Origin of the sequence: Mycolicibacterium moriokaense (genome assembly GCF_010726085.1) — a bacterium.
Classification (GTDB): Bacteria; Actinomycetota; Actinomycetes; order Mycobacteriales; family Mycobacteriaceae; genus Mycobacterium; species Mycobacterium moriokaense.
In genome coordinates this window covers 4,233,063-4,248,611 of record NZ_AP022560.1, presented here as the reverse complement: position 1 = coordinate 4,248,611, position 15,549 = coordinate 4,233,063, and the positions used below count along the sequence as shown (strand labels likewise).

General features: G+C 64.1%; 16 protein-coding genes and 1 pseudogene. 6 read left to right on the top strand and 11 right to left on the bottom strand.

Translation table 11 applies throughout. The annotated features are described in order from the left end of the window. Nucleotide 1: 1 nt before the first annotated feature. From G6N43_RS30885 to G6N43_RS20890, 4 genes are read right to left on the bottom strand one after another with little or no spacing between them, the layout of a single operon-like run. The gene (locus G6N43_RS30885; RefSeq protein WP_263991900.1) at nucleotides 2-130 is read right to left on the bottom strand and encodes a hypothetical protein; all 129 of its coding nucleotides are present in this window, start codon (nucleotides 128-130) and stop codon (nucleotides 2-4) included. Continuing rightward, nucleotides 127-591, bottom strand: a complete 465-nt coding sequence (locus G6N43_RS20900; RefSeq protein ID WP_083149922.1) for a hypothetical protein — start codon at nucleotides 589-591, stop codon at nucleotides 127-129. Before G6N43_RS20900 ends, G6N43_RS30885 begins: the two co-directional genes overlap by 4 nt. Continuing rightward, a complete protein-coding gene (locus G6N43_RS20895) occupies nucleotides 588-1,112 on the bottom strand; it encodes a hypothetical protein (protein WP_083149921.1) in 525 nt (174 codons plus the stop codon). The genes G6N43_RS20900 and G6N43_RS20895 overlap by 4 nt, the downstream gene beginning before the upstream one ends. Before the next feature lie 28 nt (nucleotides 1,113-1,140). Further along, complete coding sequence (locus tag G6N43_RS20890; RefSeq protein ID WP_083149920.1) at nucleotides 1,141-2,508, bottom strand: aromatic ring-hydroxylating oxygenase subunit alpha; 1,368 nt, start codon at nucleotides 2,506-2,508, stop codon at nucleotides 1,141-1,143. A gap of 167 nt (nucleotides 2,509-2,675) precedes the next feature. On the opposite strand from G6N43_RS20890, the gene G6N43_RS20885 reads away from it, so the two are divergent. Together G6N43_RS20885 and G6N43_RS20880 are read left to right on the top strand one after the other, a co-directional pair. After that, on the top strand, nucleotides 2,676-3,098 hold the full coding sequence (locus G6N43_RS20885; protein ID WP_083149919.1) for a hypothetical protein: 423 nt from the start codon (nucleotides 2,676-2,678) through the stop codon (nucleotides 3,096-3,098). A gap of 38 nt (nucleotides 3,099-3,136) precedes the next feature. Next, a complete protein-coding gene (locus tag G6N43_RS20880; RefSeq protein WP_083149918.1) occupies nucleotides 3,137-3,739 on the top strand; it encodes a TetR/AcrR family transcriptional regulator in 603 nt (200 codons plus the stop codon). A 63-nt stretch (nucleotides 3,740-3,802) separates the two neighbouring features. Here the strand turns inward: G6N43_RS20880 and G6N43_RS20875 are convergent, their stop codons facing one another. The 5 genes and pseudogenes from G6N43_RS20875 to G6N43_RS20855 all read right to left on the bottom strand — a co-directional run bounded on the left by G6N43_RS20875 (nucleotide 3,803) and on the right by G6N43_RS20855 (nucleotide 8,725). Then, nucleotides 3,803-4,213, bottom strand: coding sequence for a nuclear transport factor 2 family protein (locus tag G6N43_RS20875; RefSeq protein ID WP_083149917.1), 411 nt, complete (start codon nucleotides 4,211-4,213; stop codon nucleotides 3,803-3,805). After that, on the bottom strand, nucleotides 4,210-5,697 hold the full coding sequence (locus tag G6N43_RS20870) for an aldehyde dehydrogenase family protein (protein ID WP_083149916.1): 1,488 nt from the start codon (nucleotides 5,695-5,697) through the stop codon (nucleotides 4,210-4,212). The genes G6N43_RS20875 and G6N43_RS20870 overlap by 4 nt, the downstream gene beginning before the upstream one ends. 56 nt (nucleotides 5,698-5,753) lie before the next feature. Continuing rightward, on the bottom strand, nucleotides 5,754-6,302 hold the full coding sequence (locus tag G6N43_RS20865) for a TetR/AcrR family transcriptional regulator (protein WP_083149915.1): 549 nt from the start codon (nucleotides 6,300-6,302) through the stop codon (nucleotides 5,754-5,756). 45 nt (nucleotides 6,303-6,347) lie between these two features. Beyond that, nucleotides 6,348-7,451: a phosphotransferase gene (locus G6N43_RS20860; protein ID WP_110810307.1), complete on the bottom strand. Its 1,104-nt coding sequence runs from the start codon at nucleotides 7,449-7,451 to the stop codon at nucleotides 6,348-6,350. A gap of 64 nt (nucleotides 7,452-7,515) precedes the next feature. Next, nucleotides 7,516-8,725, bottom strand: a pseudogene (locus G6N43_RS20855) (IS110 family RNA-guided transposase). 247 nt (nucleotides 8,726-8,972) lie between these two features. Here G6N43_RS20855 and G6N43_RS20850 point away from each other — a divergent pair. Further along, nucleotides 8,973-10,154, top strand: a complete 1,182-nt coding sequence (locus G6N43_RS20850) for a CaiB/BaiF CoA transferase family protein (protein WP_083149913.1) — start codon at nucleotides 8,973-8,975, stop codon at nucleotides 10,152-10,154. Here G6N43_RS20850 and G6N43_RS20845 read toward each other — a convergent pair. Then, on the bottom strand, nucleotides 10,130-11,371 hold the full coding sequence (locus tag G6N43_RS20845) for a sulfotransferase family protein (protein ID WP_083149912.1): 1,242 nt from the start codon (nucleotides 11,369-11,371) through the stop codon (nucleotides 10,130-10,132). The genes G6N43_RS20850 and G6N43_RS20845 overlap by 25 nt on opposite strands. Before the next feature lie 79 nt (nucleotides 11,372-11,450). Between G6N43_RS20845 and G6N43_RS20840 the strand changes: the two genes are divergently transcribed. Next, nucleotides 11,451-12,599 (top strand): DUF1214 domain-containing protein, encoded by a 1,149-nt coding sequence (locus G6N43_RS20840; protein WP_083149911.1) that lies wholly within the window; start codon nucleotides 11,451-11,453, stop codon nucleotides 12,597-12,599. Here the strand turns inward: G6N43_RS20840 and G6N43_RS20835 are convergent. Continuing rightward, a complete protein-coding gene (locus G6N43_RS20835) occupies nucleotides 12,588-13,193 on the bottom strand; it encodes a TetR/AcrR family transcriptional regulator (protein WP_083149910.1) in 606 nt (201 codons plus the stop codon). The two genes, G6N43_RS20840 and G6N43_RS20835, sit on opposite strands and share 12 nt — an antisense overlap. Before the next feature lie 147 nt (nucleotides 13,194-13,340). Between G6N43_RS20835 and G6N43_RS20830 the strand changes: the two genes are divergently transcribed. Next, entirely contained in the window at nucleotides 13,341-14,474 is a 1,134-nt protein-coding gene (locus tag G6N43_RS20830; RefSeq protein WP_083149909.1) for an Rv3169 family protein, read from the top strand. Next, nucleotides 14,471-15,547: a phosphotransferase family protein gene (locus G6N43_RS20825; protein ID WP_083149908.1), complete on the top strand. Its 1,077-nt coding sequence runs from the start codon at nucleotides 14,471-14,473 to the stop codon at nucleotides 15,545-15,547. Before G6N43_RS20830 ends, G6N43_RS20825 begins: the two co-directional genes overlap by 4 nt. The last annotated feature ends 2 nt before the right edge of the window (nucleotides 15,548-15,549 follow it).

Sequence of the window (15,549 nt, the reverse complement as noted above, 5' to 3'; positions counted from 1 at the left end):
CCTACGGGTACTCGATATGCAGGCGGGTCAGCGCGCGCAGGATAAAGGTCGGCAGATAGGAATAGCGGCGGTGGTCGGCGGGGCCCAACTCGTTGTCGGTGAAGACGTCCCTTGTATCGAGATCGTTCACTGCGAACCGTCTGCGCCATCGAAACTCGGCACCGAGCCGGTGTTCGGCAGTTCCATCTGCAGGTAGACGGCGATGCGCCGAACCTTGTTGTCGGCGTTGAACTCATACACGGACACGCTGTTGACCACGCTGGTGAAATCGCCGATTCGGCTGTGCTCCTCGAGTTCGAGAAACACCACGTCTGGTGTCTCGGTGAGACGTTGGAACGTGCAGTCCCACTCCGATGACTTCGCCCAGTTGGTCAAGAATTCCGCGTAGGTCGCCCAGTCCATCACCTCTTTGAACGGCCCCACCCGGACGAAGTTGTCGACGTCGATCAACTCCGCCAATGGCACCCAGTCCGAGGAGGTGAAGTCGGGGTTCTTTGCGGCGTCCACGAGACGCTTCGTGATCCGGCTGTACTCCAGCACGATTCGCGACCGACCGGTCGCCGTCGCGAAGACCTCGTCCACGGTCGTCATGCCGGCACCTCCGATTCGGCGAGGCGGCGCTCCAACGCCTCGAGATACTCGCCGGTGCCGCGGAAGGGCCCGTGCACGCCGATCGCGACGTCGAGGAATGCGTTGTACTCGTCGTTGACGTGCGTCTCCCACCGAGTGATCTCGCACTCGCCATTGGTCTCCAGGAAACTGTAGGAGTAGAAGCCCATCATCGCGCCGTCCGCGGTATGACCTTCCCACCGCGTCTTCATCACCAACCCGTTCTCCGATGGCCAATAGTTGAACGACGTCGGTTTCCAGTCGGGGAAGCTCAACGAGTACACCTTGGCTTCCAAGGTGGAGGCTTTCGCGGTATCGGAGGGGAACTCGCTGAGCTTGAACACCTCGTCGCCGGTGAAGTACGGCGAGGCATACACCCCGTCGGCTGCGAACTTCCAGGTGTCCGCGAATGCCTCGCCGTCCTTCACGCCCTGTCGCAGGTAGGCGTCGCGGTAGGCCTCCGCCATCCGGGTGTGGTGGGCGACGCGCTCTTCGAGAGTCATTGATCCCTTTCGTCTTTGGTGATGCTGGTCAGGAGGTGCCTGCGGCCATATAGCGGTCGATGACGGAGTGGAAGTGGCCGATGACGACCTCCTCCTTCACCAACGTCATGTGGTCGAGTCGTTCGTTACGCAGCCCCTTCTGCTGGCGTGGCATCTGGATGTAGTCCTGGTGCAACGCCTCGAAATACTTGTAGCTGCCGGGCTCGTCGACTTCGATCAGTTCCGCCCGGAAGGCGTCTCGGTGTTCGTCGGGCAGGTACATGTAGCTGCTGACGTGCCAGATGCAGCGGTTCGGGTCGCCGTCGGGATGTGGCACCGCCATGATGATGTGGCACTCGCCGGCCCGGACCGTCATGAAGAAGTTCGGGAACAGCACCCAGCCCTGGTTGTCGCTCATCTGGTCATCGGTCAGTCCGCTGACGTCGAGGCCCATGCCCGTCAGGGTGTCGCGGGTGGCCTGCTGCAGCAGACCCCGTGCCGTGACGCCCTCGGGGAATTCCACCTCACCGTCCGCACCCTGGTACGGCGCGACGAGTTCGGTGAAGCGCGGGATCACCGCGGCGGTTCCCGGGAACGTCTCTGGCAGTGCCATGATGCCGTCGACCTGCTTCTGCGCACCGGCGCCCTGTACCTCGAACGGTGCCACTGCAACGCTGTGGTTCTCGAAGAACTGGTAGCGCGTGGTCGCCGGGTCGATGTTGAGGACGGCGAGCAACTGCGGGTGAATTCCGTTGATGTGGTAGCCCTCTTCGAAGGCGTCCATCACGACTTTCCAGTTGCAGTCCAGCGCTTCGCGGACATCCATCACGGTCGTCATCTGGTCGAGGTGATAGGGCCCGAGCAGTTCCATCACCTCGTCGCCCAGGTATTCCCGCAGCGGCTGGGCATCGGGATCGGGGTTGAGGAAGATGAACCCACCGAAGGTGTCGACCGAGACCTCCAGCAGCGAGTTGTCGCTCTTGTCGACCTGACCCGACAGGTCCTCGCGCAGCACACCGCGCAGCTTGCCTTCCAGGTCGTAGGACCACAGATGGTACTGACACAGGAAGCCGCGCTTGGCATTTCCGGTGTTCGTCGTGCACAGCATGTTTCCGCGGTGCCGGCATGCGTTGACGAAGCCGCGCAGTCTCTCGTCCTTGCCGCGGACGATGACGTAGGACTGGTCGAGGATCTGATACCGCTTCCAGTCGCCAGCCTTGGGGAGATCGTCGACACGCCCTGCGACCTGCCATACCCGCGACCAGATGCGCTCGCGCTCGAGTGCGGCGTATTCGGCGGAGGTGTAGCGCTCCGTTGAGATGTTCATGCTGAACGTCCCCGGCTTGATGTCCTCGAGGCCGAGACCGATTCCGGAATCGGGATTCAGCCACTCGCCTGGGCGGATTGTCTGCGTCATTGCCAAACCTCCTGGTCGCCGGATGCTCACTGGGCTGTGGCGCCTCCGTGCTGTGATGGCAGTCACCATATACACATGCGTATTAGATATACAACAATGTATAAAAGTGGTTTGAGTCACTTCGTCGTCATGGGTCAGCGGCCCGTGTCGAAAGGAGAGGAGCCGCAATGGAGTGTGTTCTCCACGTCCGCGCCGTCAGCGTTGCGGAATTGATCAGCGTCGCGGGCGGCTGGCTGTGTGACCGCGCCATGGCCGGGTGGACGACCACGGTGTGGACTCCGCAGCTCGAGCACACCCAGTCCCTGGCTATCCTCGGTGTGACCGCGCGCTCGTCGGTGCCCGAGCCGTACGATGCGGTCGACGCGCTGGTGGTGTCCGGCGCATCTGCGCCAGACATCGCTCGCGGTTGGCACGGCTGCGTGCGTCACCGCATCAGCGGCGGTGCGCGCGCTTTCAAGGCTCGGGCTTTACTCGCCGCAGGCCTGCCGCCGAACACCGCCGACGTCGAGACGTTCTGGCTGAATGCGTCATCGAACCTGTTGGTGGCACAAGAATTCGTGCGCACGTCGGCCTCCGCGGTGGCACCGTGACGGTTCGCACTCGCGCTACGGTGTGGGAGGATCGGCGAATGCCGGAGCGGTGGACCAGGGCGCGACGTCTTGAGCACACCCGTAACCTGCTGCTCGACGCAGCCGAGGAGGTGTTCGCGCGCAAGGGTTTGACCGGCGCTGCGCTGGAAGACATTGCCGACGCCGCCGGCTACACGCGCGGGGCGATTTACTCGCACTTCGGGGCCAAGGAAGAGTTGTTCCTGGCGGTCGTGGACCGGCAACGGCAACGGTTTCTCGACGGCTTCCACGACCTCATCCAGTCCTTCGCGCGACTGGACGAACTCAGCGTCGACGAACTCGCCGAACGGTGGCGTGAAGTGGGCAGCGACCCGAACCGGGCGGCGCTGAATTACGAACTGACGCTTTATCTTCTGCGAAACCCGGATGCGCGCGAACGGCTCGATGCGCAGCGGCGCGAAACCGTTCGGTCGCTAGCCGAGTTCATCAGCAAGAACGTCGCTCGCCTTGGCGCAACGCTGACGATTCCCGCGGAGACGTTGGCCCAGTTGATACTTGCGGTCAACGACGGCGTCACTCTCGGCAGCCATCTCGACGGGTCGGACCTCTATCGTCCGTATCTGAGCCTGATCGTCTCCAGCGTCGTGGCGGCAGGCGACTGAGTTCCGCCGAGTACTGCGCGATATGGCCAGTGATACGACCGCTGTCTGCGGTCGATTACGTGGTCACGATGCGCCTGGCTGGTTGACGAACCACACATTCTCCTCGACGAGTCGGCGGCTGCGCCATCCGTCGGAGGTGCGCACCAGTTCGTGGTGGTAATAGCCGCCGCACGAACTCATCTCCGCCATGCCTGGCAACTGCATCGGGTTGTAGAACATCGCGCAAACCGTCGCGGTGTCGCCGGTTATCTCGCTTTTGATGTTCGTGATGTAGTGCATGCTCCACGGAATCACGCCGAAGTTCGCCGCGAACCAGTCGACGACCTCATCGCGACTGCCCACGACGGCACCCGCCGAGGAGTAGTCGATGTGCGCGTCGTCGGTGAACACCGACCGATATAGCTCCCAGTCCTTGGTGTCGACGGCCCGGGCGTATCGATATAGCAGACGGGCGATTTCGGTCTCGTCGCTCATTCGGGCATGCCGATGGTCTTCGCTTCCAGGTATTCCTTGTAGCCCTCTTCGCCGTTGCGGTAGCCCAGCCCGCTCTGCTTGGTCCCGCCGAACGGACTGGTGATACCGAAGTGGCTCTTGCCGTTGATGGTGACGTTGCCCGTCCGCATCCGCTTGGCCACCTCGAACGCCCGGTCCACGTCGCCGGACGACACCTCGCCCGAGAGGCCGTAGATCGTATTGTTCGCGATCGCTATCGCCTCATCGTCGGTGTCGTACGGCGTCACCGTCAAGACCGGGCCGAAGATCTCCTCCTGCGCCACTTGCGAATTCGGATCCACATCCGCCAGCAGCGTTGCCTGCGTGTAGTAACCCTTGGGCAGGTTTTCCGGGATGCCGCCGCCGGTCACCAACCGCGCACCCGAGTCGATGCCACTCTTGATCAGGCCGAGCACCTTCTGCCGCTGCGTCTCGCTGATCTGCGGGCCCTGCATGTTGCCCGGCGTCCACGGGTCACCGACCGGGAAGCTCTCCATCATGTTCTTCAGGATCTCGATGCCCTCGTCATACCGGCTGCGCGGCAACAGGATCCGGCTCGGCAGGATGCAGGACTGGCCGCTCATCACGCATGCCATCATCGCCGCCATCGACAGCGCAGAGTTGAAATCGGCGTCGTCGAGCACGATGTGCGCGGACTTCCCGCCCAGCTCCAGCAGCGTCTTCTTCACCGTCGGCGCGCCCGCGGCAAGGATCGCGCGCCCGGTTGCCGTCGAGCCCGTGAACGTGATCATGTCCACCCGTGGATCTGCAGACAGCGCTGCGCCCACCTCGTTGGCATTGGAGACCACGACATTGAAAACCCCCGCGGGGATGTCGGTCTCCTCGGCGACGATGCGGCCGAGTTCACTGCCCGACCACGGCGTCAGTTGCGCGGGTTTCAGCACCACCGTGTTGCCCGCCATCAATGCGGGCACGGTCTCGGCGATGTTGAGATAGAGCGGCACGTTCCACGGCGTGATCGCGCCGACGACCCCGACGGGTTCGTAGTGGATCTTGCGCCGCGCCGGTCCCAGTTGGGTGGGGTGCACGCCGGTGTCGACCAGGTACTCGAAGTTCTTGCCGTGCTCGGCCCAGTGCTTGACCTCTTCGATCGGGCTCTCGATCTGGCTGCCCGACACCGTGACGGGGCAGCCGACCTCGGTGATGAGGATGCGGCGCAGCCGCTCCTTCTCCTTCTCCAGCGCTGCATGCAGCTGCGTCAGGCAGTGGTAGCGGAAGTCCAGGTCGCGCGACCATTCACCGGCGTCGAACGCGCGCCGCGCGGCACCAACGGCGCGTTCCACGTCCTCGACCGTTCCGTCGGTCGCCTGGCCGGCAACCTCCTCGCTGGCCGGGTGGATCACGTCGAATTTCGCACCGCTAGCGGTGAATTGCAGTTCGCCGTCGATGAGCATCCGCTCCTCGCCGGCCAACACTCCCGTTTCGTCCTGCACGCTGCTGGTCATGTGCTCAGCATTACAAACTTTGACGGAAGTGTCACTACTTCGGCTGAGACGAGGGGTCAGCCAGGCTGTTTGATACCCGCGGCGTGCCGGAGTTGCGCCAGGAACTCATCGTCGTCGTCGCTGCGCACGATGTAGTGCGATATCGCGACGCGAATTGCGGTGGCCGCCTTGACTCCTGCGTTCGGGCCGCTCAGCAGCTTCTGCAGACGAGCACGCATGATCGGCAGGATCCGCCCCAGCTGCCCGATCACGACCTCGGGTTCGATGTCGACGAGCCGCACGCCGGAATACGAGTGCTGGTACTCGACGATGAACTGCAGCGCGGCGTCGAGCTTCTCGGTGCCGCGCAGGCCCGCCGTCGCCTTGCTGATGCCGTTATCGAACATCTCGCGCTCGTGCACCCCGAACGCATCGAGCAATTCCTGCTTCGACGCGAACCAGCGGTACAGCGTGGGCCGTGAGACCCCGGCCTGAAGCGCGACCTCCGAGAGGCTGAGCTTGGTCTGTCCGCTGCGGGCGAGCACTTCGGCGGTCGCGACGAGGATCCGGTGTCTGGTCGAGGTGTCCTCGACGGCGCCGGTTGCATCACGCAGCGGTTCGTTCACGTCTGTCGCCTCAATCGCTTGGGTTCCATGATGGTAGTTCGTCAGTTACAGGGACTTCCTGAGGACAGCGACCGTGTCGAGGTCCTCCAGTGCCGCAACGGCGCGACGTAAACCTTCTAACGCGATGCCATCGTCTTGCATGCCGCCCATTCCCGCCGTGATCAGGGCGGCGACGTACGCGTACAACGCGCCCTGCCGGTAGCGCGTCCACAGTTCGTCGCGATCCAGGTCCGGCCCGCCCGCGGCCGCGAGCGCACGGCGGTACTCGTCGAGGATGTCGCGCTCACTGCGCTGTCTGTCCTCGGTCGTCATGCTCGTGACCAGGGTGTATGCCAGTTCGCGGCTCGGATGACCGCGCCGCACGGCCTGCCAGTCCAACAGGCCGGCCGAGCCGTCGCGGAAGTAGACGTTCCCCGGGTGCGCGTCGCCGTGCATGACCGTGTGCGGCGGCGTGTCGATGAGCGTCGCCACGGCGCGGTAGTTCTCGTCGATGAACCGGCCCCTGTCGACGGGGATGTCGGTGCGTTCGGCGATGCGGCGCGCCGACGTCTTGAGCAGTGGTCCCGTCAGCAGGGAGGCGCTGTCGGCGGACGCCGAGTACAGCCAGTCGGGGATTCGGCCCCAGAACTTTCCGTGCAGCCGGGCCAGCAGTTCGACGACCAGGCTCGCCCGGTCGGTGCTGATGGGATGCAGCGTGTCGGGGAATTCGCAGTCGTATACGGCCAGGTCCTCCAGCAGCAGCACGAAGCGCCCGGTGACCGGGTCGAACGCGGATCCGTAGGACGCGGGGAGCCCGTCGAGGTGCGGGGACAGCTCGCGGTAGAACCGCGTCTCGGTCGCGGCGAGCCGGCCCATCTCACCCATCAGGCGGGTGGCGACCGTCTCGGCGGACATCTTGACGAACACCGAATCCGGAACACCTTCGCCGGTGAGCGCGAGGCGGGCGCGGGACGACGTGCCCGCGTCCCCGCTGATCACCGAGGTCGACGTGACCATCCGGCCCATCAGCTGAGACAGGTATGTTGCGTCGAGTTCGCCGATGGTGCGGGGGAGGGATCGAACCCGGCCGATGGCGGCGTCGGTGACGATACGTTGTACCCCGCGTCCGATATGCGCGGCGAGGCCGACGGCGGGCGCGACTCGGTTCACCCTCGCCAGTTTACAAATTCACCAAGATTTGTAAAGGCATGCGAAAGGACTCTCAATGAAGAAGTCAAGCTGCCGATTCGGTGATGGGGGGTGAATCGGGTTGCCAGGTGCGGTTGTCGCGGATGAGGGCGTAGAGGACGTTGGTGCGGCGTCGCGCCAGGCAGATGGTGGCGGGGATTGCTCGCTTGCCTTCGTCTCGTTTGCGCTGGTAGTAGCTCTTGGAGGCGGGGTCGCAGCGGATCGCGGTCAACGCCGACATATACATCACCCGGCGCAGTCGGCGACTGTAGCGCTTGGGGGGTGTGCAGTCGTCCGGTGCGCTTGCCGGAGTCTCGAGATACCGGGGCCAATCCGGCCCAGGCGGCGAGTTGGTCGGCCGAGCCGATCAAGGCGGGATCACCGACGGCGGCCAGAAATTCAGCACCGAGCCGGAATCCCATGCCGGGCAGGCTGGTGATCACCTCGGCCAGGGGATGGCGGCGAAATCGGTCCTCGATGTCGGCATCGGTGGTCTTGATGCGGTCATCGAGGGCAATCACCCCCTGCGCCAAATCGGCGACCAGTTGCGCAGCGACCTCTTCGCCGGGCAAGCGGACAGTCTGCGTTTTGGCCGCCGTGACCGCGGCCGTCGCAATCGCTGCCGCTTTACGCACCCCGGCGTCGGCAAGGACTCGGGTCAGCCGCGAAACACCGCTCTGTCGGATGGCTTTGGGCCGTTGGTAGCGCGCCAGCAAGACGACCCAGCCGCGATCAGAGGTCAGTTCAGCGACCCGCTCCAACGCCGGGCAGACGGCGATCAGTTGTTGGCGCAGCCGGTTGATCGTGCGGGTGCGATCAGCGACCAGATCGGCCCGATGGGCGGTAAGCATGCGCAGTTCAGTGATCAGATCATCGTCGGGACGCAACACCGGCAGATCTGCACCACGCATCCGCGACTGATCAGCGATCACCCGAGCGTCCTTGGCGTCGGTCTTGGCCTCACCACCGCGGTAGGTCACCGAGGCCTGCCAAACCGCGCGGCCCGCCAGATACCGCACGGGCTTACCGGCATCAGCCAGCACCGTCAACAACAGCGCGGCATACACCGTGGTCAGGTCCACCGCCCACGAGACCTGCTCGGCCAGACCTTCGATTTCAGCCACGAGCTCACGGATCGCCTGCTCATCGTTGATCACCTTGCGCGAGAGCACCACCACGCCGTTCTCATCGACCACGCACACCCAGTGATGCTCTTTACCGACGTCCACTCCAGCCCACACCAGGCTCGCCGTCATCACACCTCTTTTCGCTTGTCTGCCAACACGATCCCCCACGGACAACCCCGCCGGCATTTCCTTAAACAAGCGATCACATCGCAGATCTCAATCAGCGGCCCGAGGAAGTCCAGGCAGGCCGGGCGGCCAGTCCTTTCAAGCCGCACCATCAGGCCGGCAAAACAGATGCAGCCACACCCGACCCACCCGGGTCGCAGCACAACGTAACAACACGAAGTAACTGCAACTACGAACTTAAGGATTCCCGATGGCCGGTCCGTTGGAAGGCATCAGAGTCGTCGAACTCGGTGTGTGGGTCGCGGGTCCGGCGGCAGGCGGGATCATGGCGGACTGGGGTGCCGACGTCGTCAAGATCGAGCCGCCGACGGGCGACCCAGCGCGGATGTTCGGCCGCATGCTGGGCGTCGAGGACGGCTCGAGTCCGCCCTTCGACATGGACAATCGCGGCAAGCGCAGCATCGTGCTCGACGTGACGACCGACGAGGACCGCGCGACGACGCGTGAATTGCTCAGTGACGCTGACGTTTTCCTGACCAACGTGCGGCCTCGTGCGCTCAAACGTCTGGGCCTGGACTTCGAGTCGGTGGCCACCGCCAACCCCACTCTGATCTACGGCTTGATCACCGGGTACGGCGAGACGGGCCCCGACTCCGACCGCGCGGCGTTCGACGTCGCCGCCTACTGGGCCAGATCGGGTCTGGCACACCTGTTGACGCGGCCCGGCGACACTCCGCCGTTCCAGCGCGGCGGTATGGGTGACCACACCGCCGGCATGACCCTGGCCGCGGCGGTGTGCGCGGCATTGGTGTCCCGCGGGCGCACCGGCCGGGGCCAGATGGTCAGCACGTCGCTGTATCGGCAGGGCGTCTACACCGTGAGCTTCGATCTCAACACGTTCCTGATGACGGGCAATCCCATCGCGATCGGGCAGCGCGAGACTATGGGCAATCCCTGTATGAACAACTACACCGCGGCTGACGGCCACCGGTTCTGGATCGTGGGGCTGGAGGCCGGCCGCCACTGGCCGCCACTGTGCCGCGCAGTCGGGCGGACCGACTGGCTGACCGACCCCAGATTCGATACACCGCTCAACCGCGCGATCAACTCACGCGAGTTGATCGCCGAACTCGACGAGATCTTCGCGACCAAGACGCTTGCCGAATGGACCGAAATCTTCGCGGGTGAACCGGATTTCTTCTGGTCACCCATCAACTCGCTCGAAGACGTGCTCGGTGACGAGCAGTTCCACGCCTCGGGTGGCATCGTCAATGTGCCCGACGGCGAGGGCGGCATCCCGATGGTCGCCTCGCCCGCCGACTTCCACGGCACGCCGTGGCAACCGCGTTCGCCCGCACCGGAACTGGGGCAGCACACCGATGAAGTGCTCGCCGAGCTCGCGGAACGTCAGCCCACGAAACGCTCGACGTAGGGCGCGAACCGGCGACGCAGTTCATCCTTGTCCAGGCCCAGATCCTCGGGGCGGTACTCGACGCTGCCGAGACGTCCACGCGTGTGGCCCGCCATGTATTCGGAGACGGCTTTGCGGGACTCCTCGCTCGGTTTATAACCAGCGGTGTCCCAAACCCGTTGCACCATAGCGAGATCGTCGGCCATGAACTCGTCGAATCGCACGTCGATGGTGCGATCGGGCGGGAGCAGGTGATGGTCGCGCAGGCACGCCGAGAGCATCTCGTCGATGCGGGTGATCCAGTAGTTGGCGACGGTGTGCACGTCGACCTTGTCGACGCTCATCCGCATCGTGTAGGTCATCATCGTGGCCATCGAGACCGCGACGTCGACGGGGTCGCGGTGGGTGATGATGAACGTCGCGTCGGGGAAGACGTTGAGCAGCGGTACGAACTGTTCGAGGTGCTGCGGACTCTTCAGGATCCAGCGTTTGGGGTACCCGTCCTGGTGGATGAGCACCTGCAGCATCATGCGCAGGAACTGGTAGCCCGGTGTCTGATCGTTGTCGCGAAGGTAGTCCGACCATCGCGGCAGATGGGTGAGCGTGGTGAAGAAGCCGCTCGCGAAGTCCTGCACCATCAAGCCGATGTCTTCGTGGATGTGGTCAATGGTCATCTCATGCATCAACTGGAAGTAGGGCATGAGCGTGTTCGAGATGTTCAGCGCATCGCCGGTGCGCTGTCGACGGGGCTCGATCGTGCCCTCCTCGCCCGGGGCGGGCAGCGGCTCCTGCGCCTCCCAGTACGGCAACGACCTAAGTGCTGGATCGGCGGCCAGCAGGCTGTGTAGATGGGTGGTCCCGGTGCGGGGTAGGCCCGCGATGACCATCGGGGCGACGATGTCGATGTCGAAGATCTCCGGGTGCCGCTTGAGATGGTCGATGACCCGCAGCCGTCCCTTCAGGAACGTCAACATCAACGAGAAGGCGTAGGTGCGACCGAAGTCGGTGAAGTTCGGCAGCTCGTCGAACGCCTGTAGCAGCACCGACATTCGTTCGCGGTAGTCCTGGTCGCCGAAGTCGGTCAGGCCGGTCTGGGCCGACGCCTGCTCGTGCAGGGCCTCGGCGGTCAGCGGGCAGTAGGGAGCCATCGCGGACATGCCGTCGATGATCGCCTGTGCTTCGGGCGAGAAGGTGGGACGGGCCAGGTCCGTGATGTGGACGACGTCTGGGGTGGGCACAGCCCGGACGGTACAACCGCGTTACAGATTTTACAAGGAGTGTTGTGCTGTAAGTTTTCTGCCGCCTATGATGCCGGCTATGTCATTTCCGGAGAGTGCGGCCGCATGGCGTGAATTGCTTTCTGCCTTCGCAGAGTTCGACCGGCTCTTCTCCGAAGGACCCAAGGCGGTGCGCGGATCGGTCGCGGTTGCGGAGGGCTATCAGAACCTGGCAACGATGCTCGCGCTCTCCCTCGACATGAACTTCTTCGCCGACCCGGTCGCGCCGCGCTTCATCGACCTGCTCACGCCGTTTCGTCCGGACCGGCGCTGGGGCGGGGACAACACTGACTGCTACTACAGCTACGCCGTGGTGGACCCGCGACGGACCTACCGGGTCAGCGGTGTGCCGAATGACAGTGCGATGTATTCGATCACGGTGTACAACGAGCCCGAGCCCGGGGCGTGGCCCAACCGCACCGTCGGACTTCTCTACGACACGGACATGGGTCTGGACGACGACGGTCGGTTCGCGTGCGTGCTCGGTCCCGAGCGTCCCAGCGGTTACGACGGACCGTTCATCGAGTTGTCCGACGACGCCCGCGGCATCCTCACCCGCGACTACCACGAACACCCGCAGGCCGGTCGACGCGTCGAGTGGTCCATCGAGGTCATCGATCACGGCGGGCAGCCGGTGGTTCCGCTGAAGACCGATGCGGCGGTGGCGAAGTCACTGCGCGCCACGCTGCGCTCCGCCCAGGACATGTATGCACTGATCCCGTTGATCCTCGTGGAACGTCAGCCAGAGACCCTGCCCGACGGCCAGTCGTTGACCACCAACACGCTGGCGCCGCCGTATCGTGCCGGCGGCGCCACGTTCGGCTACTCGATGCAGGACGCCTGCTACAGCCTGGGTGGCTTCTCGCTCGAACCCGGTGAGGCGTTGGTCATCACCACCCGGCATCCGAAATGCCGATTCTGGAACCTCACGCTGTGGAACCAGTACATGGCCGCGCTGGATGTCGAATACGGCCGCTCCGGCATCAACTCCGGTACGGCGGTGCCCAATTCCGACGGCACGACGACGATCGTGATCAGCCGCGAACTGCTCGACCATCCGAACGCGATCTCGACGAAGGATCACCCCGAGGGGTTGATGTCGTTTCGCTGGTTCCATTCCGACGAACTGCCCGAGCATCCGTCCACGACGGTCGTGCCGATCGCCGAGGCACCGCACTCAGTCGACTGATTGCCCGACGATCGGGCCGATCCACTGTCGCAGATACTTGCGTAGCCGTGCACCGCGACGCGGGGGATCGGAGGGCGCGATCACCATGGACTGGATCATCCGCAGTAGGAACTCCACCAGGTCGTTCAGCCGGGCACCCTTGAAACCCAATGCCGCCCAGTCGATATGGGTGTGCTCGAGCATGATCCGTGACCGGTGCACTGCTGCCGGCATCACCATTTGCCGACTGACCAGCCGCATCCGGTCCGTCTCCAGCAGCAGGGCCAGCAGTGGCGCCTCGGGAAGGCGCTCGATCAGGTAGGCGACGGCTTCGACGAGAAGTTCGGTCGCATCGTCGAACCCCGCGGTGAGCTCGCCGATGCGTGCCGTCCAGCCATCGAGGGCCACCTCCGCGGCCGCGGCCAGCAGCTCCTCGGTCGAGGCGAAGTGGCGATAGACGGTGGGGCGGGTGACCCCGAGATCGGCGGCGATATCCGACACTGTGGTGCGTTGTGGTCCGCGGCGCTCGATGCTGGCGATCGTCGCATCGAGAATTCTCTTGCGTGCTTCCCGGTCGTCGGCGGGTGGCGCGCCTGCCCAGCCCTTACGGCCCATCGGCGTACCTTGTCCCGCGGCACAACATACACACAGCGTAGGGGTGTCAAATCAGTCCCGCGAATCGAAGCTTTACAGATTGTGACAAAAATGTCACGCTCTCTGAATCGCCGCCAACGGGGACGCGCCGATCACGAGAGGGCACGCATGGGCTATTCCGCCGCAGACGAGTCGTTCACCCACCAGTTGCCTCGGCCGTTCGACGAGGTGCATCACCCAGACTCGACCTGGTCGGACCGGTGCTATTTCTTCGCCGCCTCGCCCGATGGGGATCTGCTCCTGGCCTCTGGATACGGCAACAACCCCAACACCAAGTCGGGGCTCGGCTACGTCAAGGTGACGTTCGCGGATGGGCGCCACTACGACCTGCTGGCCGGCCGACCGGTCGACGGTGGCGGGCGCGCCGAGGTCGGCGCAGGCCCGATGCGGTGGACATGCGTCGAGCCGCTGAAGAAATGGAAGCTGGAGGTCGAACCCAACAACTCGGGAATCGCCTGGGAGTTGTACTACGAGCCGACCGCCCCGATGTGGGAGCTGCTGCCGCTCAAGGTAACTGGCAAGAACGGCCGTCTCATCGCGGATATGTACCACATGAAGGAACCGGGAAAGTGGACCGGTTGGGTCGAGGTCGAGGGTGAACGCATCTCGGTGGACGGATTTCACGGCGGTCGGGACCGAACCTTCGGTGTGCGCGTGGCCGACGAGATCGACTTCTGGCTGTGGCTCGACGCGGGATTCTCAGATCGTGCCATCGAAGCCTGGATCTTCGAGACCGCCGACGGGACAGTTACCTATGTCGACGGCGGCATCACCCGCAATGACGGCACCCTGTCGAAGCGATTCGTGAAGATCGAGCACGACGTCGAATTCGACGGTGACCGTAAGCGACCCGCACGGGCGGTGCTGGTATTCACCGACGAGGACGGGATGCAGTATCGCGTCATCGCTGAATCGCCGTACCAGCACGTCAACGCGTACTACGGGCTGCCGATGTCGAAGTGCACCTACGAAGACCTCGGCGCGGGTGCGTACTTCATCCATTTCCGCTGGGACAGCAACGATCGCGACGAACTCGTCGAGAACGAGGACAAGGCGATGGCCGTCGATCAGTTGATGCGCTTCGACTTCGACGGCCGAACCGGGTGGGGCATCTTCGAGATCCTCATGGGGGGAGACGCATACCCCCGTTACCCGAACTGGTCTCCGATGGATATGTCGAAGTTCAAACAAGACCGGAGGACCGTCGACCGAGGTGCAGTAAAGGGAGCCGACAAGCGATGACCTACGGCGACGACGTGCGCGATCGGCTTACCGGATGGCTGCGCACTCAGCTGCAAGACGTCGACGACTTGCGGCTCGAGGGACTCGATCGCGTGGAGTTCGGTCATTCGGCCGAGATGATGGTGTTCACGATGGTCGCGAATGCGGAACGTCGCGACGTCGTGCTCCGGCTGCGGCCGCCGGCACCGGCATTGCTCGAACCCTATGACCTGGCAAAGCAATTCACCGTGCTGCGCGCGTTGGAAGGTTCGGCTGTCCGGGTACCGCCAGCACTGTGGTTGGAGGATGCGGGAGATGTCCTGGGCCGGCCGTTCTTCGTCATGGAACGGGTGCCGGGCACCGTCTACGAGATGGAAGCGCCACAACAACCTGAGGTCAGCGCCGCCGGCGTCGCGCGGATGTGCGAAAGCATGGCCGAGCAGCTCGCCGCGATCCACACCGTGGACATCGCAGCCGTGAACCTGGAATACCTAGACGACGGCCGCGGGCATCTGGACCGCGAAATCGAGCACTGGTCCTCGGAGATGCAGCGCGTCAAGCGCGGCACCCTGCCAGCGCTCGAACGGCTCCAGCAGGAGCTCAAGGACAACCAACCCGCACCGTCGGCCAAGGTCACACTCGTCCACGGTGACGCCAAGCCGGGCAACTTCGCCTTCGTCGGCGATGAAATCAGCGCGGTGTTCGACTGGGAGCTGACCACGGTCGGCGATCCGCTGACCGACATCGGATACCTGGAGTTGTTGTGGCGCATGCCGGTTGGAATCCCCAGTCACGAGGCGGCGATGACGATCGACGATCTCATCGCGCACTACGCCGCAGTGAGCGGAGTCACCGTCGTGAATCGCGCGTGGTATCGGGCGTTGGCCGCCTTCAAGCTCGCGGTGATCAATCTGATCGGCTCACGGCTGTTCGATGACGGAGTCACCGATGACCAGCGCTTCATGCTGAATGCCTACGGCATATCGATGTTCACGAAGATGGGGCTCGATGATCTCGGGGTCACCGAAGAACTCGACGACGGGCCCGTGATGCCCAGCGAGCAGCGGATGAAGGCCGTGCAGTCCGCGCACTAATC